We start from the raw sequence: 16,212 nt of genomic DNA, 5'->3' as shown, positions 1-16,212 counted from the left end.
TCATAGCTGCACCACGAGGCCGCCGGCCGTACTGCGGCTTGCGATGGTCCCCCGATCGATGACAACGGTGGTGAAAGGCGACTCCACAATGGCGGGACCTGCCATGGCCACACCCGGCGCCATCTCGTCGACACGGCGCACTTCGACATCGGTCCAGCCCTCGCCAGCGAGGTAGACAGGCCGGTGCAACTGTTGGGGCTCACCCGTCACGGTGATCGTCTTGTGCGCACTTTCACTCTGCAGCTTGCAGCGGACATAGGCGCGCCAGGCAATAATCTCGATGCCCGACTGATCATCAGAGATCTGGAACAGCGTCCGGTGTTCGGCATGGAAGGCCTGGATCAGCGTCGGCAGCACATCAGGCTTGCTGAAATCGTCGTCGGGTACGCCAATCTCAATTTCCCAGACCTGCTTGGGATAGCGCGCCTCCACCGCGACCTCGATCGAAGTCGAGACCGCGCCATGGCCATAGGCTTCGATAAATTCTCGGCACTTGGCCTTCAACTCGGCAATGACAGCATTGGCCGCCGCGGCATCGAAATCCGCGCTGGTCATGTAGCTGACCTTGGTGAACTCGCCATAGAGTTCCGACATCAATGCGCCGACGGCGCTCAAGGTCGCGCCAGTCTCCGGGATTAGCACCGACTTGCAGCCCAGGCGCCGACCGACGGCAACCGCATTGAGACCACCGGCCCCGCCCCCACCAATCATCACGGCAGATGACGTGTCGATACCTTGATTGACGGTGATATCCTCGATGGCGCCGACCATCTTCTCTGTCGTGAGTGACATGACCGCCAAAGCGGCGTCTTCGATGCTCACACCGAGCTTCTGGGCGACGTTGATATCGAGCGCCTTGCGGGCACTCTCCACGTCCAACAGCATCGTACCGCCGAGGAAAAAACCCGGATCGAGATAGCCGAGGATCAGCGAGCAATCGGTAACCGTAGGCAGCGTGCCGCCACGTCCATAGCTGACCGGTCCCGGCATGGCGCCCGCACTTTGGGGACCAACATGCAGCAGCCCGCCCTCGTCCACCCAGGCGATCGAGCCGCCGCCTGCACCAACGCTGGTCACGTCAACCGAGGGAAATCCCGTCATGTGCCCCTGGAACGGCTGGCCGATCCACGTCTCCTTGGTACGCGGAATACGCCCCTGTCGAACGATGGAAACGTCATAGCTGGTGCCGCCCGTATCGGCGACGATGGCCACATCGCTGCCCGCATCGCGCTTGGCGTAAAACCGCCCGGCAACGGGCGCCATGGCCGGACCGGAATTAAGAGCATGGATTGGTGCCGCCGCCACTGCGTCAGCGTCCATGACCCCACCCTGCGAGGTCACCATCAACAGCCGGCCGGCAAAGCCAGCGCCGATAAGCCGGGATTTCAGGCTGCTAAGATAGTGATGCATGGTCGGCTTCAGCGACGCATCCATGCAGGCGGCCGACGCGCGGCGATACTCGCGCAGAGTGGGATTAAGCTGGTGGGACAGCGTGTAGGGAATGCCCGGCAAGGTTTTTTCGATCAACTCGCCGACGCGCTTTTCATGCGCACCATTGGAGATCGACCACATCAGGCAGACGCCGATAGCTTCGACATTGCGCTCGCGCACCTGCCACAGCAGGTCGACCACCGCCTGCTCATCAAGTGGCTGAATAATGGCGCCGTGCGGGCCGATGCGTTCGTCGATCTCAAAGGTCATCGAACGCGGCACATAGGGCGAAGGATAGGGCATCGAGTAGTCGAACGGGTCCGAGCGACCACCCTCTCGGATCACCAGGATATCCGGATGCCCTTTGGTGGTCAGAAATGCTGTTCGGGCGACGTTTCCAGTCAGCACTGCGTTGAGCGATCGGGTCGTGGCATGCATAAAGCTCTCGACGCTCGAAAGCAGGTCAACGGTGTCGAGGCCATAGTGGATCGCAGCTAGGCCGATGGCATTGAGAATGCCCTCAACCGGATCATGCGGGGTCGTCAGGCTCTTGAAAATTCTGATCTCATCATCGGTCGCGACCGCAAGATCGGTAAACGTTCCGCCCGTATCACACGACATACGCATGCCCATTGGGACACTCCCATCCACTGCTCAACTACACGCTGACCAAATCGCCAAGCGACTTTTGATCAATGATCACATTGAGGACTTTGGGCGAGTTCGTGTCAAGGCATTAGTGATGCATGTGCAGTCGATTTTTTCGAATGCCCATTTATGAAGCAGCCTGCGCGCGCTGCGACCGCTCGGAAAGAAGGCAGATTCGACGCTGAAATCGCGACCGTGAAGGTTTAGGTCCGAGAACCGAGGTGTTACTGTCGCCAAGGACGTGTCGCTTCCGGCTCATCTCAGACTTTCGTGGCCTGGATGCACTGTGGCTTAGCGCCAAGGTCGTCTGCCTCTTCCTTCCTCATAATGTCGCTTGGCTCGATCTGGTCCGCGACGGCTGGACCAGAATGGTGATGTGGCGTCGCTTGCGCTGTCGCGCACATTTTGAGGACGGGGCCTGAGGCAGACTTGACTGCGGATTTGTCCGCTAGCGCCTGCGGCGCTTGCCCCAGATTTGATGAAGCTGGGGGTGGGTGAGGGTGGGCGGATCGCCTTCTTCCCCCTCAACACGATCTTCTTCTCCACGAAAAGTCGCGGATCATGTGCCAACGCGTGTGCCGTGGACTTGCCGTGCTTCCACGGAAAACGCCGGAATAGCCCGTATTTCCTGGGGATAGAAATAAAACGAGGGCCGCTGGTCATTCGACCAACGGCCCTCTCTAAGTGGCTGAATTTAATCAGCTAATTTGGTAGCGAAGCCCAGATTTGAACTGGGGACACACGGATTATGATTCCGCCGCTCTAACCAACTGAGCTACTCCGCCTCAAGGGGCTGCGCGGGTTTCCCCGGCGACGCGACTTACCTAAGTTTAGCACGCCGTGCTGTCAAGACACCAGTGACGATGATTCAACACACCATTTCGTCGCCGCATGCTTCTGGGCGCCGGAACGGGGTGCGCCGACGCCCGCTATCCATCGTTCGATAATCGACACCAGTCTGTCGAAATTGTCCGTCTGCACAAACCGTCCCGTCTGGCCTACATCTAGCTCAACACAGCGGCGCCCAACCCCGCCGACAGCAGGAGACAAAACATGACGCTCGAACTCGGAGGCATCCATCACCTCACGGCGGTCACCGCCGAGGCCAAGAAGAACCTCGCCTTCTACACCCAGACCCTGGGCATGCGGCTGATCAAGAAGACCGTCAACCAGGACGACACCACCGCTTATCACCTGTTCTATGGTGACGGCGTGGCGTCGCCCGGCGCCGATCTGACCTTCTTCGACTTCGACGCGGCACCGGAAAAGCGCGGCAACCACACGGTGAGCCGCACCGGTCTGCGCGTCGATAGCGAGGACAGCCTCAATTGGTGGAAGGACCATCTGCAGACCCACAATGTCGGCACCAGCGCCATCAAGGAGCGCAATGGCCAGCTCTCGCTCGATTTCGAGGATTTCGAGGGCCAGCGCTTCCGCATGGTGATCGACTCCGCCAACAAGGTGAAGCCCTGGGCCAAAAGCCCGGTGCCGGTCGAGCGCCAGATCATTGGCCTCGGGCCCATCAGCATGGCCGTGCCGCGGCTGGATCGCACCGAGGCGGTGCTGACCCAGGTGATGAATATGCGCAAGGTTCGCTCCTACGCCATGACCAGCCACACCCCCGAAACCCATGTCTTCGAGATGGGTCCGGGCGGCCCCGGCGCCGAACTGCATGTGGTGGTCGATCCGAGCTTGTCGCCCGCCCGTCCCGGCGCCGGTGGCGTGCATCACGTGGCTTTCCGCACCCCGGATCAGGATAGCCTGCGCCAGTGGATCGCGCGGGTCACCCAGGCCGGCCTGCGCTCGAGCGGCGAAGTGGAGCGCTATTACTTCACCTCGCTCTATTTCCGCGAGCCGAACGGCATCCTGTTCGAAATCGCCACCGACGTTCCCGGCTTCACCGCCGACGAGCCGCTGGAAACCCTGGGCGAAAGCCTGGCCCTGCCGCCCTTCCTCGAAGGCCGCCGCGCCAGCATCGAAGCCGGCTTGAAGCCGCTGGTGTAAGACGATGCCTGTCTAGGCCTGGATCTTGGTTCAACCGTCATTGCCGGGCCTGTCCCGGCAATCCAGCGATGTTCACGCATCCCTGGACCACCCGGACAAGCCGGGTGGTGACGGTGTGACGAGATCCTGTAAAGCGCTGGTCCGCCCTCTCCCCGCTGGGGAGGGGGCTTTTTTTTGTGGCTGGCTAGCGCGGCGGGGTCGGGTCGTCGGTGCCCATACCGCCACCGCCCATGCCCCCACCACCCATTCCGCCACCCATACCGCCGCCGCCACCGCCACCACTACTACCCTGCCCGCCTTCACCCTTGCCGCGCCCGCCGCCGCCGGCACTGCCGGGGCGGGTCGGGCCCTGCATCGGGATGGTGAGATCGGCGGGAATGCCGTCAAGATCGAGCGCCTTGCGGATGAAATTGCGCAGCGACACCACGAGATCATGAGTATGCACCGGCCGGCCAGCCACCAGTTCGCGCGCCGCCTGTTCGGCCAGCCGCACCTGCTCCTCGGTGCCCAGCAGGATGATGTCGGACAGCGAGGCTTCCACCGCATCGCGAATCCGCCGCGTCCGGTCCGAGCCTTCGCCATCGCCATCGCCAGTGGGTTCGGCCACCGCATCGCCTTCGGCCTCATCGCGGCGCAATTGGCGCAAATGGATCGGGCTGACCGTCAGCGTGCCGGTGAACGAGCCGCCCAGCACCTTATAGGCGGCGATCAGCGTCTTCAGCCGCTCGTTGATCTGCCGGTTTTGCCGCTGCTGCCGCTGCTGGATGGTGACCATCATCAGCAGGCGAATGCCGATGCCGATCAGGGTGAACATGGCCAGGCCGAGCACAGTGGTGAGCACGCCCTGCCAGGAACTGAAATCGAAATTGCGCAACGCGGCCTCCGGGGATTGGGAGCGGCACTGTACATGATTGGGTGAGGATGGCGCTGGGGTTGTAGAGACGATCAAAAACACGGTGTCATCCCGGCCTTGAGCCGGGATCCATCTTGAGATCTCAGGATGGATCCCGGCTTTCGCCGGGGTGACATCGTGGGCGGGGCAACACCAGCCGCATAGAATGCGTCAGGGCGTGATAGCGTTGTCCGCGCCAGTCGCCTTGCTCGCCCCATCCCGCTGCAGCAGCGCCGCCGTCTTGATCAGTTGGATAAACTCCGCCCGATAGCCAGCCTCATCCGCCCCCTTGCCCGAGCGGGCCAGCGCCTCCACCCCGTCCCAGTCCATGGCGCTGCCATAGTCACTGCCCTTGAGCTTCTGCCCAAACGCCGCCACCGCGGCGGCAAAGCGCATGTCGTCGCTAACCTCGGCGATATCGCCATAGACCACGCTCGGCGTCACCGGCGTTTCGATCAGCTGGCTGACATCGCTGTCCGGCAGCTTGTAGCGCATCTTGAGGAAGGCGATTTCATCGCCCGCCGCCGCCGTCTCGCTCGCTTGCCCATAGCGCAGCGGATCAACCAGCTCGCCCCCCGAACCCACCGGGGTGATTTCATAGAGCGCGGTTACGGTATGCCCGGCGCCAATATCGCCGGCATCCACCGCATCATTGTTGAAATCCTCGCGGTTGAGCGCCCGCGTCTCATAGCCGATCAACCGATATTCGCTGACCACGCCCGGATTGAACTCGACCTGGATTTTCACATCCTTGGCGATCATGTCGAGCGTGCCGCCGATTTCCTCGACCAGCACCTTCTGCGCCTCGCGGAAGCTGGCAATATAGCTGGCATTGCCATTGCCGGTCTGGGCCAGCGCCTGCATCGTCGCGTCATCTAGATTGCCGCGCCCAAAACCGAGCACCGATAGCGTCACGCCACTATCGCGCTTGAGCTTGATGAAGTCCTTGAGCGCCTCAGGATCATCGATCCCGACATTGAAATCGCCATCGGTGGCCAGGATCACCCGATTGGTGCCGCCGCTCACCTTGGCCTGTTCGGCCAGCCGATAGGCCAGGGTAATCCCCTCGGCGCCCGCCGTGCTGCCGCCCGCCGACAGCTGGTCCAGCGCGCCCAAAATCTTGGCCTTGTCTGTGGCCGAGGTCGGCTCCAGCACCACCCCGGCCGAGCCGGCATAGGCGACGATGGACACACTATCATTGCCCGACAGTTGATCGACCAGCAGGCCAAAGGCGCGCTTGAGCAGCGGCAGCTTGTCCGGCGCATCCATCGAGCCCGAGGTGTCGATGAGGAACACCAGATTGCTCGCTCTGTCTTCGCCAGCCGCCGGCACATAGCCCTTGATGCCGATCTGCAGCAATTGCGTCTTGGGGTTCCACGGCGTCGGATAAACCGCCACGCTCGGCTGGAACGGCACTGCGGCGCTTTCGGCAGCTTTGTAATCATAGGGGAAATAATTGATCAGCTCCTCGATGCGCACCGCATCGGGCCCGGGCAGATAGCCGTCCTCCAGCAGCCGCCGCACATAGGCATAGCTGGCGGTATCGACATCGATCGAGAAGGTCGACACCGGCTCATCGGCCACGATTTTGAGCCGCTGCTCGTCAAAGCTGGTGAACTGGTCGCCGCTCGGCTCGCTCGGCATTGCCCCGCCGACGGGCATGGGCGCTGGCGCATACAGCGCCTCGCTCTCTGCCATGGCGCCGGCAGGCGCCATCGACTGCACCCGGTTGGCCACGCTGCTGTCGAGGGCGATGCTCGGCGCCGGCTGGCGCGCCATTTCGGGGGCGGGCCGGGCGGCGATGTTGGGCGCCTCCGCCTTGGTCTGGGCAGTGGCCACCGGCACGTCGGCCGGCGCCGGCGCGATCTCGACCTGCTGCGGCACCGCGACGCTCTCGGCGGGAGTCATCGAGGTCGTCGTATAGAGCTGATAGCCAAGCGGCAGCACGAGCAGCGCAATGGCGGCAGTGCCAATGGGGAGACGCAAATCCATGATCGAAATCCTTTTGGAGGAGCTGATGATGGATTTGAGACGCTGGCCCCAATGACTTCCTTGGGGCGTCGGGGCGGTTTTTTGCTGGCTGGCGGCAAACGCGGCCCGGCCCGCCGCCAGCGCACGCGCTTTAGCATCCGCATGCGGGGCGGGCGTGGTCGCACCTTCTAGCCGGTTCAGGGGATCGTGGTCACTCATAGCAGCCCCCTCAGGGTCTTGCGGGCCTCATGCACATGCCAGGACACCGTGGCCTCGCGAATGCCCATGATCTCGGCCGCGTCCGCGTGGCTCAATTCTTCGGCATAGACCAACAGCACCGCGTCGCGCTGCTTCTCCGGCAGGCCCCGCACGGCGATCCACAGCTGGCGGCTGGTGGCGGCCTCTTCCTGGTCGGCGGGCTGTTCGTCCGGCGTCACTTCGGCATAGGCATCGGCATATTTGCCGCGCCGTTGTCCAGCCCGCTGCAGATCGCGCACCGCATTGAGCGTGATGCGATAGACCCAGCTGGAAAACGCACTGCGCCCGTCAAATCCGGCAAGCGCCGCACCCAGCTTGACGCAGACATCCTGGGCAATATCCTCGGCATCGGCGCGATTGCCGCACCATTTCCAGGCGGTGCGAAAGATCTGGTCATAATGGCTCTCAAGCAGCTCTGAGAAGGCGTCGGGATCGCCATTTTGCGCACGCACCACCAGCGCCCGCGTCACCGCGTTCGCTGCCTCGGCCGGCGCTGCGGCATAGAGCTCCATCACCATCTCTGCCTAGAGTCGGCTGCATTGTAGTGATAAGACGCTGGTGCGCGCCCAGTCCTTGGGTGCTTTGCGCAGATTTATTTGAAGGCTGATCCGATGGACGAACCCAAGCTGAGCCCCTTCGCGCTGACCCGCTCGCGTATCGTGCTGCTGATCCTGGGCGCCGCACTGGTGCTGATCGCCATTTCCACCGCCATGGGCGGGCTGAGTTCCTACCAGGAACTCAAGGAAGCCAGCACCGCCGCCAAAGACGCCGCCGCGGTTGAGGCCCCGGCCGAGGCTCCGGCCGCCCAATAGCGCCCCACCCCTCGCCCCTTGGGAGGGGCAAACAAAACACGCCCCATCCACGGTGTCACCCCGGCCTTGAGCCGGGGCCCATCCCCAAATCGCGCCGTTGCAACCATCTCAAGATGGGTCCCGGCTCAAGGCCGGGATGACATCGCGTTTTTGGATGCTGAAGGCAAATTATGCCGCAAACACCTGCGGCACCGCCTCGGCAATAAACCCGCCGCCCCAGACTTCCGAAGTCGGCGTATCATCGGCGTAAAACACGCAGGCCTGCCCCGGCGAAATCCCATATTCGCCCGACACCAGCGTCACGAACACCTCGCCATCGCGTTCCTGGATCACCGCCGGCTGCGGCCCCCGCGTCGAGCGCACCTTGACTTCCACTGGCGCGCCATTGCCGGCGCTCAGCTGGCTCAGCGGCGTGCCGCCCAGCCAGTTCACATTGCGCAACCGCACCGTATGGGTCTTCAGCGCCTCGCGCGGGCCAACGATCACCCGGCCGGTCTTGTGCTCCAGCTTGATGACATAGAGCGGCTCGGCCGCCGCCACGCCCAGACCCTTGCGCTGGCCGATAGTGTAATTGACGATCCCCTCATGCGTGCCCAGCACGCGGCCGTCGAGATGCACAATCTCGCCGGTCGCCACCGCCTCGGGATGCATCTTGCGGATGATGTCGGAATATTTGCCCTGCGGCACGAAGCAGATGTCCTGACTGTCGTGCTTTTCGGCGATTTCGAGCCCCATGTCGCGGGCCAGCTCGCGCACTTCGGCCTTGCTCATCCCGCCCAGCGGGAAGCGTAGATAATCCAGCTGCGCCTGGGTGGTGGCAAACAGGAAATAGGTCTGGTCGCGCTCGGCATCGACCGGGCGGAACAACTGCCGCCGCCCATCGTCACCCAGCCGCGACTGCACATAATGCCCGGTCGCCAGCGCATCGGCGCCCAGATCCCGCGCCACTGCCATCAGGTCGACGAATTTGACCGACTGATTGCAGGCAATGCAGGGCACCGGGGTTTCCCCCTGCTGATAGGCATTGGCAAAGGGCGCAATGACGCTCTTTTTGAAGCGCTCTTCATAGTCGAGCACATAATGGGGAATCCCAAGCGCGGCAGCGACCCGGCGCGCGTCGTGAATATCCTGCCCGGCACAGCACGCGCCTTTGCGATGGGTGGCTTCACCATGGTCGTACAGCTGCAGTGTGACGCCGACGACGTCATAGCCCTGTCGGGCCAACAGGCCGGCAACGACCGAGGAATCAACGCCCCCTGACATCGCGACCACAATGCGCGTGTCTTCGGGACGTTTGGCAATATCAAGCGAGTTCAACATGTGTGTTCCAGTATCCGGGTGGGTTCAAGGGCCAGCGGACGAGTGGGCGGCTTTTACGCTGTTCTCGGCGCGGCTGCAACGCCACCGCCCGGCAACAATTGCCGCTGCCGCAGCAGCTCTTGCCGCCGGGGCCTGAGCCACTTTCACGCCCGCGCCATCAAGCCATTGTTTTTGCGTCGATTTTCACCACATCCCAACTTGGCACCACACTTGCATCAGCTCTGGCGGACTAGTCTCACTTTTACGGGGCCGCTTGCGTGGCATCACATCTGACCGTTACCAGCGCCGTCGCCGGCATCACCTCCAGCAAGAGCCTCAATGGCGCTGCGGGGGCGGATCGTGGCGCGCGTGATGTTTTTGCTGCGCTGGTGGGCAATGCCGCCAAGCCGGCCGAAGCGACTGCCGCCGCCAAGCCCGAACCCGCTATCGAGCGCAGCCCGACCACGCCGTCTGCCGGCTCCGGCGGCGACGAGGCCCAGCGCCAGGACGACCCCGACGCGATTGCCGCCGTCATCGATGCCGTCATCCCAGCCCAGGCCGCGCCGGAAACCGCGCCGCTACTCGCCGAAATCATCGACGGCCTGGCCGACCTGCAGGCCCGGCTCGCTGCCGGCGAACCGCTCGATGCTGAAGCCCTCAAGCGCCTCGACGCCGCGCTGACCAGCCTGAGCGAAGCGCTCGGCCTCGACCTCGATGCCCTGCCCGTGCTCGGCGATCTCGCCGCGCTGGCAACCGATGAGTCCAGTTTCGAAGCCCGGCTGACCGCAGCTTTGGGCCCAATCGCCAAATCCCTGCTCGACGGCGCGGCCACCACCGACGCGACGCTGAGCGCCCAAGCCAAGACGCTGGGCGAAAAGCTTACCGCCCTGCTCGCGGCGCTCAATGGCGACGACCAGCTGACCTTGCCGGATGACGCCGAGCTGGAGGCCGCCTTGTCCCGGCTCACCACCCCGCCCAAGCCGGCCGAACCCGTGCTGGCGACGCCCGAACTCAAGCTGACCGAGCCGGCCCTGACCGGCAAGGGCAAAGCCGACATTGCCACCGATCCCGACGCCGAGCCCGCCGACGCCCCGCTCAAGCCCCAGCCCACCGGCACCACCGCCGAGGCCAAGCCCGATGACCGCAAGCCGGTGGATGCCCGCCCCACGGCGGTTGCCGCTGCCGTCGACACCCAGCCCGAGGCACCCGTCGCGACCCAGTCCGCGCCGGCAGCGCGCGCCGATATCGTGGCCGCGCCGCGCGTGGTGCAGGCCGGCTATCAGACCAACCAGCAACAGCTCAACCTGCCCCAGCTTGCTTTCGAGCTGGTGCGCCAGGTCAGCGACGGCAATACCCGCTTCCAGATCCGCCTCGACCCGGCCGAATTGGGCAAGATCGATGTGCGGCTCGATATCGACGCCTCCGGCAAGGTCAATGCCAGACTGACCGTGGAAAAGGCCGAAACGCTCGATCTGATGCAGCGCGACCAGCGCGGGCTGGAACGGGCGCTGCAGCAGGCGGGCCTTGATGGCGCCAAGACCAATCTGGAATTCTCGCTCAAGCAGAACCCTTTCAGCGGTGGCCAGCAGGACGGCAATGGCGGCCGCTCCCTGTTCGACGCCGAGCTGGCCGCGACTGCCGACGAGGCGCCGCCCCCGACCGTCAACCTTTACCGCGGCAATCTCAGTGCCAGCGGTGTCAACATTCTCGCATAAGGAGCAGGTGGCATGGCCGTCAGCGGTGTTTCGGGCAATTCAGGCGCCAACCAGATGGCGACTTCGCGGTCGACCATCGCGGATAATTTCGACACCTTCCTCAACATCTTGACCACCCAGCTCAAGAACCAGAACCCGATGGACCCGTTGGACACCAACCAGTTCACCGCCCAGCTGGTGCAGTTCACCGGCGTCGAGCAGCAGCTCAAGACCAATGAGTTCCTGGCCGCGCTGATGCAGTCGAGCCAGAACACCGCCAAATCGGACGCGGTGTCCTATATCGGCAAGGAAGTGACCTCCTCGGGCAAGACCGGCGAGCTCAGCGACACCAATGCGGTGTTCTGGGCCTATAGCGCCGACGCCAACGCCGCCAACGCCACCGTGACCATCAAGGACGCCAAGGGCGAGATCGTCTATGTCGAGACCGGCCCGCTGGAAATGGGCCCCGGCACCTTCCGCTGGGATGGCAAGGGCAGTGACGGCAATATTCGCCCCAACGGCGTCTATAGTGTCGAGATCAAGGGCGCCGATGCCAATGGCAAGCCCGTGCGCATCAGCACCGCCTCGATCGGCATCGTCACGGCCGTGGACTTCACCGGCGCCGTACCGGTGCTCAGCGTCGGCAGCCGCCGCGTCACCATCACCGACGTCACCGACGTGCGCATTCCCGACGTAACCGCCAAGCCGCCACCGGCCGACGACAAGGAAACCGACGCCGCCTAGCGGCTTGCCCCGATGCCGTCCCCTCCCCTTGAGGGGAGGGTTAGGGTGGGGGTGTCGTGGTCTCCACATACACCGAGCTGTGGGAGCTCCCACACCCCACCGACGCTCACCGGCTTGGCGTTTTACTGTCCCTTGGTACAGCAATCCAATGCCTTGAAATCCCAGACCATTCTTAACCTGTTGTAAGTTTCCCCTTAGTCGAATTTTAAGGCCGTTGGCCTACTCTCAGTCTCATATGGTCAGGTTGAGTAGAGAGTAAAATGACCGTACAAATGCGTCCTCGCGTTAAGTACGTAATCGGACCGGACGGAAGTCCGCTCACGATCGCAGACCTTCCCCCCGCCAACACGCGGAGGTGGGTCATCCGCCGTAAAGCCGAAGTCGTCGCCGCTGTGCGCGGCGGACTGCTCAGCCTCGAAGAAGCGTGCGACCGCTACACGCTGAGCGTCGATGAATTTCTGAACTGGCAGGCCGCCATCGATAAACATGGCCTCGCCGGACTACGCACGACCTGGATCCAGCACTACCGCGAAGGCTGAGTGCACCGATCCGGAACAATTTCAAAGCCCGCCAGGTCTTCCCGGCGGGCTTTGTGTTGTCTGGGCGGGGCCCAGAGCCCCTTTTCCCCTCGCGCCCGACCAGTTCTTCCCTCGCCCCACCCACCGGCCTCCCTCGCCCCTTGCGGGAGAGGGACAGACCTGACGCGTTCAGCGGAAGGTCAGGGTGAGGGGCTTCGAGCTGTCCCGCCGGGCAAATCGCTCCTGTGGAACGATTTGAAGCAAGAAGGCCATGAGAGCTACGTTCGAATGGCGCAAACTCGCGCTCCCAGATGCTGAAAGACCAGCGACCCCAAGCATCCAAAAACTCGGTGTCATCCCGGCCTTGAGCCGGGACCCATCCTGAGATTTATTCAGCGGCATGATCCCGGGATGGGCCCCGGCTCAAGGCCGGGGTGACATCGTGGGTGGTGCCAATATCCAACCCCTACGGCGTCTCCACCGCCATCCAGCGTGCCCCCGCTTCCCGCTCCTTCAGCCGCTGATAATAATCCACCACCGCCGGCAGCACCGGCTTCTCCGCCTTGATTTCCAGCCAGCGATGCACCGACAGCCCGAGCGCGATATCGGCGATGCTGAAGCCATCGCTGATAAACGGTCCACTCTTGGTCAATTGCGCCTCCAGCATCGCCATCCGCGTCCCCCAGCTGGTCATCGCGGCGGCAATCCTGGCCTCATCGTCATAGCCCGGGGTGCGGCGGATCAGCGCCTGCACCGCATAGCCCCAGGACGGATTGAGTTCGCTGGCCTGCCAGCTCAGCCATTGCAGCGCCAAGGCGCGCAATTCGAGCTGTTCGGGCAATAACCGTCCCTCGCGCTCGGCCAGATAGATCAGGATGGCATTGCTTTCCCACAGCGCGAAGGCCCCTTCGACCAGCACCGGCACCTGCGCATTGGGATTGAGCGCCAGAAATTCGGGCGCTTTGGGATCGCGCAGCGGCAGACCCCAATCCTCGCGCTCGTAGGCCAGACCCAGTTCGTCCAGCGCCCACAGCACTTTGCGCACATTGATCGAGGTGATGCGCCCCAGCAGTTTCAGCATTCATTCATCCTTTCGCCACTTATCCCGGCAGTTTCTGCCGAAATTTGCAAACTGCAACCGGGGGTTAAGACAATATTTACCATCAGCTAGGTAATTTTTGCCCACCGGTCGTTTCGCGTGTTCGCGGTGCTGGCCATATCTGGAATCGAGTGCCGGCGTGGATAATTTTACCCAGCTCATCAACCGCATTGGCCTGCCCCGTCTGGCAGCGATGGCGGTCGTCGCCGTGCTGATGCTCGGTTTTTTCGGCTTTCTGGTGCTACGCGCCCAGACCCCGAATCTGGCGCCGCTCTATACCGGGCTGAGCCTCGAAGATTCCTCGGCCATCGTCACCGAGCTGCAGACCCTCAATATTCCGTTTGAACTGCGCGGCGAAGGCGACACCATCCTCATTCCGCGCGACCAGATCACCACCACCCGCATGACGCTGGCCGGCTCGGGCCTGCCGCAGCGGGGCCAGGTCGGCTACGAGATCTTTGACGAACAGTCGACGCTGGGCGCCACCAGCTTCGTGCAAAATTTGAACAATGTGCGCGCCCTCGAAGGCGAACTGGCCCGCACCATCGGCTCGCTCACCCGCATCAAGAGCGCCCGCGTTCACCTCGTGCTACCCGAGCGCGAGCTGTTCCGCCGCGAACGCAGCGATCCGTCCGCCTCCATTGTGCTGGCGGTGCGCGGTCAGCTGGCCAGCGGCGAGATCCGCTCGATCCAGCATCTGGTCGCTTCGGCCATCGAAGGTCTGACGCCTGGCCGCGTCTCGATCGTCGATGATCAGGGCAATCTGCTGGCTTCGGGCACCGCCGACGAACAGGGCGCCATTGCCGGGGAAGCCGCCGAGCGCACGCTGGGCTTTGAAAACCGCCTGCGCACCCGCGTCGAGGACATGCTGGCCAATATCGTTGGCGCCGGGCGGGCCCGCGTCGAAGTCAGCGCCGAGATCGACTTTAACCGCTCGACCACCACCCAGGAAACCTTCGATCCGGAAAGCCAGGTGGTTCGCTCCAGCCAGGTCCGCGAAACCGAAAACCTGTCCGGCGGCCTCAATGGCCAGGTGACCGTCGCCAATGAGCTGCCCGGTGCCAGCCAGAATGCCGGCGCCGCCGGTCCCACCGAACAGGGCACTTCTTCCGAGGAAGTCACCAATTACGAAATTTCCAAGACCACCCAGGTGGCCGTGACCGATGCCGGCGCCATCAAGCGCCTGTCGGTCGCCGTGGTGGTCGATGGCGTTTACGCCGCCGACACTTCGGGCACCCCGGTCTATACCCCCCGCTCCGCCGACGAGGTCGCCCAGTTGCTGACCCTGGTCCGCTCGGCGGTTGGCTATTCCGAGCTGCGCGGCGACAGCGTCGAAGTCGTCAACATGCAGTTTGCCGAGCGGCCCGAGCTGTCGGTGCCGGGGACCGACAGCGCCGGTGGGTTGCTCGATTTCACCCGCGACGATCTGATGAACGGCGCCGAAATGGCGGTCACCCTGCTGATCGCCCTGGCGCTGGTGTTCTTCGTCATGCGGCCGCTGCTGGGCAAGGCGCTGACCCCCGAGAACCTGCCGCTGGCCCTGCCGCCGGCCGCCGAACTGGGCCATCATGGCCTGCTCAGCGCCGATGGCCAGATCATCGCCGAAATCGACGATGGCCCGCATGACAAGACCCCCGCCTGGGTCGCCAATGCCAAATCCATGGGCGAAACCCAGCTGCAGACGCTCAAGACCGTCGGCACCCTGGTTGAAGAAAATCCGCGTCAGGCCGCCTTGATCGTGCGTGACTGGCTGGGGAGCGCAGCGTAATGGCCCTCACCGCGCAATCCCTTGATTCCCAGGAAGGCGTCAGCCGCCAGCTGATCGTCAGCGACGCCACCACCGCGCGCGTGCTTAAGGGCGACGAGAAAGCCGCCGCTTTGCTGCTGGCGCTTGGCCCCGACTACGGCAAGCCGATTTTCGATGAGCTGGACGACCTTGAAGTCAAACAGCTCAGCCGCGCCATGGTGCGCCTTGGCCCGATCACCCAGGAGATGCTGGACGATCTGATGGTGGAATTCGTCACCACCATTTCGTCCAATGGCTCGCTCTCGGGCAATACCGACTCCACCGAACGCCTGCTGCTCAGCTTCCTGCCGCAGGAAAAAGTCGATTCCATCATGGAAGAAATTCGCGGGCCGGCCGGTCGCAACATGTGGGAGAAACTCTCCAACGTGCAGGCCGACGTGCTCGCCGCCTACCTCAAGAATGAATATCCCCAGACGATCGCCGTGGTGCTGTCCAAGATCGCCACCGATCACGCCTCCAAGGTCCTGGCCGTCCTGCCGGAGGAACTCGCCATGGATGTGGTCCAGCGCATGCTGGGCCTCGATCCGGTTCAGAAGGAAATCCTCGAAAAGATCGAAACCACGCTCCGCACCGAATTCATGTCGACGCTGAACCATTCCAAGCGCCGCGACAGCCACGAACAGATGGCCGAAATCTTCAACTCTTTCGACCGTCAGACCGAAGCCCGCTTCATCACCACGCTGGAAGAGCACAACCGCGACGATGCCGAGCGCATCAAGGCGCTGATGTTCACCTTCGAGGATCTGGCCAAGCTCGAATCCTCGGCGATCCAGACCCTGCTAGCCAAGATGGACAAGAAGGAACTCGCCATGGCGCTCAAGGGCGCCAACGAGACCGTCAAGGAAACCTTCTTCAAGAACATGTCCGGCCGCACCGTCCGGCTGCTGCAGGACGATATGGAAGTCATGGGCCCGGTGCGGCTCAAGGACGTCGACGAGGCGCAGGGCCGCATGGTCTCCACCGCCAAGGATCTCGCCGCCAAGGGCGAAATCCTCATCGTCAAATCCAAGTCCGACGATCAGATGGTGGCGTAAC

The 16,212-nt window shown here is 63.3% G+C and carries 13 protein-coding genes and 1 tRNA gene; 7 read left to right on the top strand and 7 right to left on the bottom strand.

Annotation, left to right across the window (positions count from 1 at the left end; genetic code table 11):
• Positions 1-2,064 (bottom strand): hydantoinase/oxoprolinase family protein, encoded by a 2,064-nt coding sequence (locus ACX3OW_RS10495; protein WP_459095718.1) that lies wholly within the window; start codon positions 2,062-2,064, stop codon positions 1-3.
• Between the two features lie 723 nt (positions 2,065-2,787).
• Positions 2,788-2,864 (bottom strand) — tRNA-Met (locus ACX3OW_RS10490).
• 268 nt (positions 2,865-3,132) lie between these two features.
• Between ACX3OW_RS10490 and ACX3OW_RS10485 the strand changes: the two genes are divergently transcribed.
• On the top strand, positions 3,133-4,083 hold the full coding sequence (locus tag ACX3OW_RS10485) for a ring-cleaving dioxygenase (protein WP_459095717.1): 951 nt from the start codon (positions 3,133-3,135) through the stop codon (positions 4,081-4,083).
• Between the two features lie 184 nt (positions 4,084-4,267).
• Here the strand turns inward: ACX3OW_RS10485 and ACX3OW_RS10480 are convergent, their stop codons facing one another.
• The 3 genes from ACX3OW_RS10480 to ACX3OW_RS10470 all read right to left on the bottom strand — a co-directional run bounded on the left by ACX3OW_RS10480 (position 4,268) and on the right by ACX3OW_RS10470 (position 7,674).
• Positions 4,268-4,957 carry a hypothetical protein gene (locus ACX3OW_RS10480; protein WP_459095716.1) on the bottom strand — a complete coding sequence of 230 codons (690 nt, stop codon included), beginning with the start codon at positions 4,955-4,957 and terminating at the stop codon, positions 4,268-4,270.
• Positions 4,958-5,146: 189 nt separating this feature from the next.
• On the bottom strand, positions 5,147-6,967 hold the full coding sequence (locus ACX3OW_RS10475; RefSeq protein WP_459095715.1) for a vWA domain-containing protein: 1,821 nt from the start codon (positions 6,965-6,967) through the stop codon (positions 5,147-5,149).
• 194 nt (positions 6,968-7,161) lie between these two features.
• Entirely contained in the window at positions 7,162-7,674 is a 513-nt protein-coding gene (locus tag ACX3OW_RS10470) for an RNA polymerase sigma factor (RefSeq protein WP_459096092.1), read from the bottom strand.
• 141 nt (positions 7,675-7,815) lie between these two features.
• On the opposite strand from ACX3OW_RS10470, the gene ACX3OW_RS10465 reads away from it, so the two are divergent.
• Entirely contained in the window at positions 7,816-8,016 is a 201-nt protein-coding gene (locus tag ACX3OW_RS10465; RefSeq protein ID WP_459095714.1) for a hypothetical protein, read from the top strand.
• Positions 8,017-8,184: 168 nt separating this feature from the next.
• Here the strand turns inward: ACX3OW_RS10465 and mnmA are convergent, their stop codons facing one another.
• Positions 8,185-9,336, bottom strand: a complete 1,152-nt coding sequence (gene mnmA / locus ACX3OW_RS10460; RefSeq protein WP_459095713.1) for a tRNA 2-thiouridine(34) synthase MnmA — start codon at positions 9,334-9,336, stop codon at positions 8,185-8,187.
• A 257-nt stretch (positions 9,337-9,593) separates the two neighbouring features.
• On the opposite strand from mnmA, the gene ACX3OW_RS10455 reads away from it, so the two are divergent.
• From ACX3OW_RS10455 to sciP, 3 genes are all read left to right on the top strand, one after another.
• Positions 9,594-11,030 carry a flagellar hook-length control protein FliK gene (locus tag ACX3OW_RS10455; RefSeq protein WP_459095712.1) on the top strand — a complete coding sequence of 479 codons (1,437 nt, stop codon included), beginning with the start codon at positions 9,594-9,596 and terminating at the stop codon, positions 11,028-11,030.
• Positions 11,031-11,042: 12 nt separating this feature from the next.
• Positions 11,043-11,753, top strand: a complete 711-nt coding sequence (locus tag ACX3OW_RS10450) for a flagellar hook assembly protein FlgD (RefSeq protein WP_459095711.1) — start codon at positions 11,043-11,045, stop codon at positions 11,751-11,753.
• 260 nt (positions 11,754-12,013) lie between these two features.
• On the top strand, positions 12,014-12,292 hold the full coding sequence (gene sciP / locus ACX3OW_RS10445) for a CtrA inhibitor SciP (protein ID WP_035102845.1): 279 nt from the start codon (positions 12,014-12,016) through the stop codon (positions 12,290-12,292).
• Between the two features lie 445 nt (positions 12,293-12,737).
• Here the strand turns inward: sciP and ACX3OW_RS10440 are convergent, their stop codons facing one another.
• A complete protein-coding gene (locus ACX3OW_RS10440; RefSeq protein ID WP_459095710.1) occupies positions 12,738-13,352 on the bottom strand; it encodes a glutathione S-transferase family protein in 615 nt (204 codons plus the stop codon).
• A gap of 157 nt (positions 13,353-13,509) precedes the next feature.
• On the opposite strand from ACX3OW_RS10440, the gene fliF reads away from it, so the two are divergent.
• Together fliF and fliG are read left to right on the top strand one after the other, a co-directional pair.
• Positions 13,510-15,138 carry a flagellar basal-body MS-ring/collar protein FliF gene (gene fliF, locus ACX3OW_RS10435; RefSeq protein WP_459095709.1) on the top strand — a complete coding sequence of 543 codons (1,629 nt, stop codon included), beginning with the start codon at positions 13,510-13,512 and terminating at the stop codon, positions 15,136-15,138.
• Positions 15,138-16,211, top strand: a complete 1,074-nt coding sequence (gene fliG, locus ACX3OW_RS10430) for a flagellar motor switch protein FliG (RefSeq protein WP_459095708.1) — start codon at positions 15,138-15,140, stop codon at positions 16,209-16,211. Before fliF ends, fliG begins: the two co-directional genes overlap by 1 nt.
• Position 16,212: the final 1 nt, after the last annotated feature.

It is taken from the genome of Devosia sp. A449 (assembly GCF_054489375.1).
This window is presented reverse-complemented; position numbering and strand designations above follow the sequence as displayed.

What these genes read in the sequence shown, in the direction of transcription:
- ACX3OW_RS10495 (WP_459095718.1), bottom strand. Translation starts at nt 2,064, where the DNA reads ATGGGCATGCGTATGTCGTGTGATACGGGCGGAACGTTTACCGATCTT.
- ACX3OW_RS10485 (WP_459095717.1), top strand. Translation starts at nt 3,133, where the DNA reads ATGACGCTCGAACTCGGAGGCATCCATCACCTCACGGCGGTCACCGCC.
- ACX3OW_RS10475 (WP_459095715.1), bottom strand. Translation starts at nt 6,967, where the DNA reads ATGGATTTGCGTCTCCCCATTGGCACTGCCGCCATTGCGCTGCTCGTG.
- ACX3OW_RS10465 (WP_459095714.1), top strand. Translation starts at nt 7,816, where the DNA reads ATGGACGAACCCAAGCTGAGCCCCTTCGCGCTGACCCGCTCGCGTATC.
- mnmA (WP_459095713.1), bottom strand. Translation starts at nt 9,336, where the DNA reads ATGTTGAACTCGCTTGATATTGCCAAACGTCCCGAAGACACGCGCATT.
- ACX3OW_RS10450 (WP_459095711.1), top strand. Translation starts at nt 11,043, where the DNA reads ATGGCCGTCAGCGGTGTTTCGGGCAATTCAGGCGCCAACCAGATGGCG.
- sciP (WP_035102845.1), top strand. Translation starts at nt 12,014, where the DNA reads ATGACCGTACAAATGCGTCCTCGCGTTAAGTACGTAATCGGACCGGAC.
- ACX3OW_RS10440 (WP_459095710.1), bottom strand. Translation starts at nt 13,352, where the DNA reads ATGCTGAAACTGCTGGGGCGCATCACCTCGATCAATGTGCGCAAAGTG.
- fliG (WP_459095708.1), top strand. Translation starts at nt 15,138, where the DNA reads ATGGCCCTCACCGCGCAATCCCTTGATTCCCAGGAAGGCGTCAGCCGC.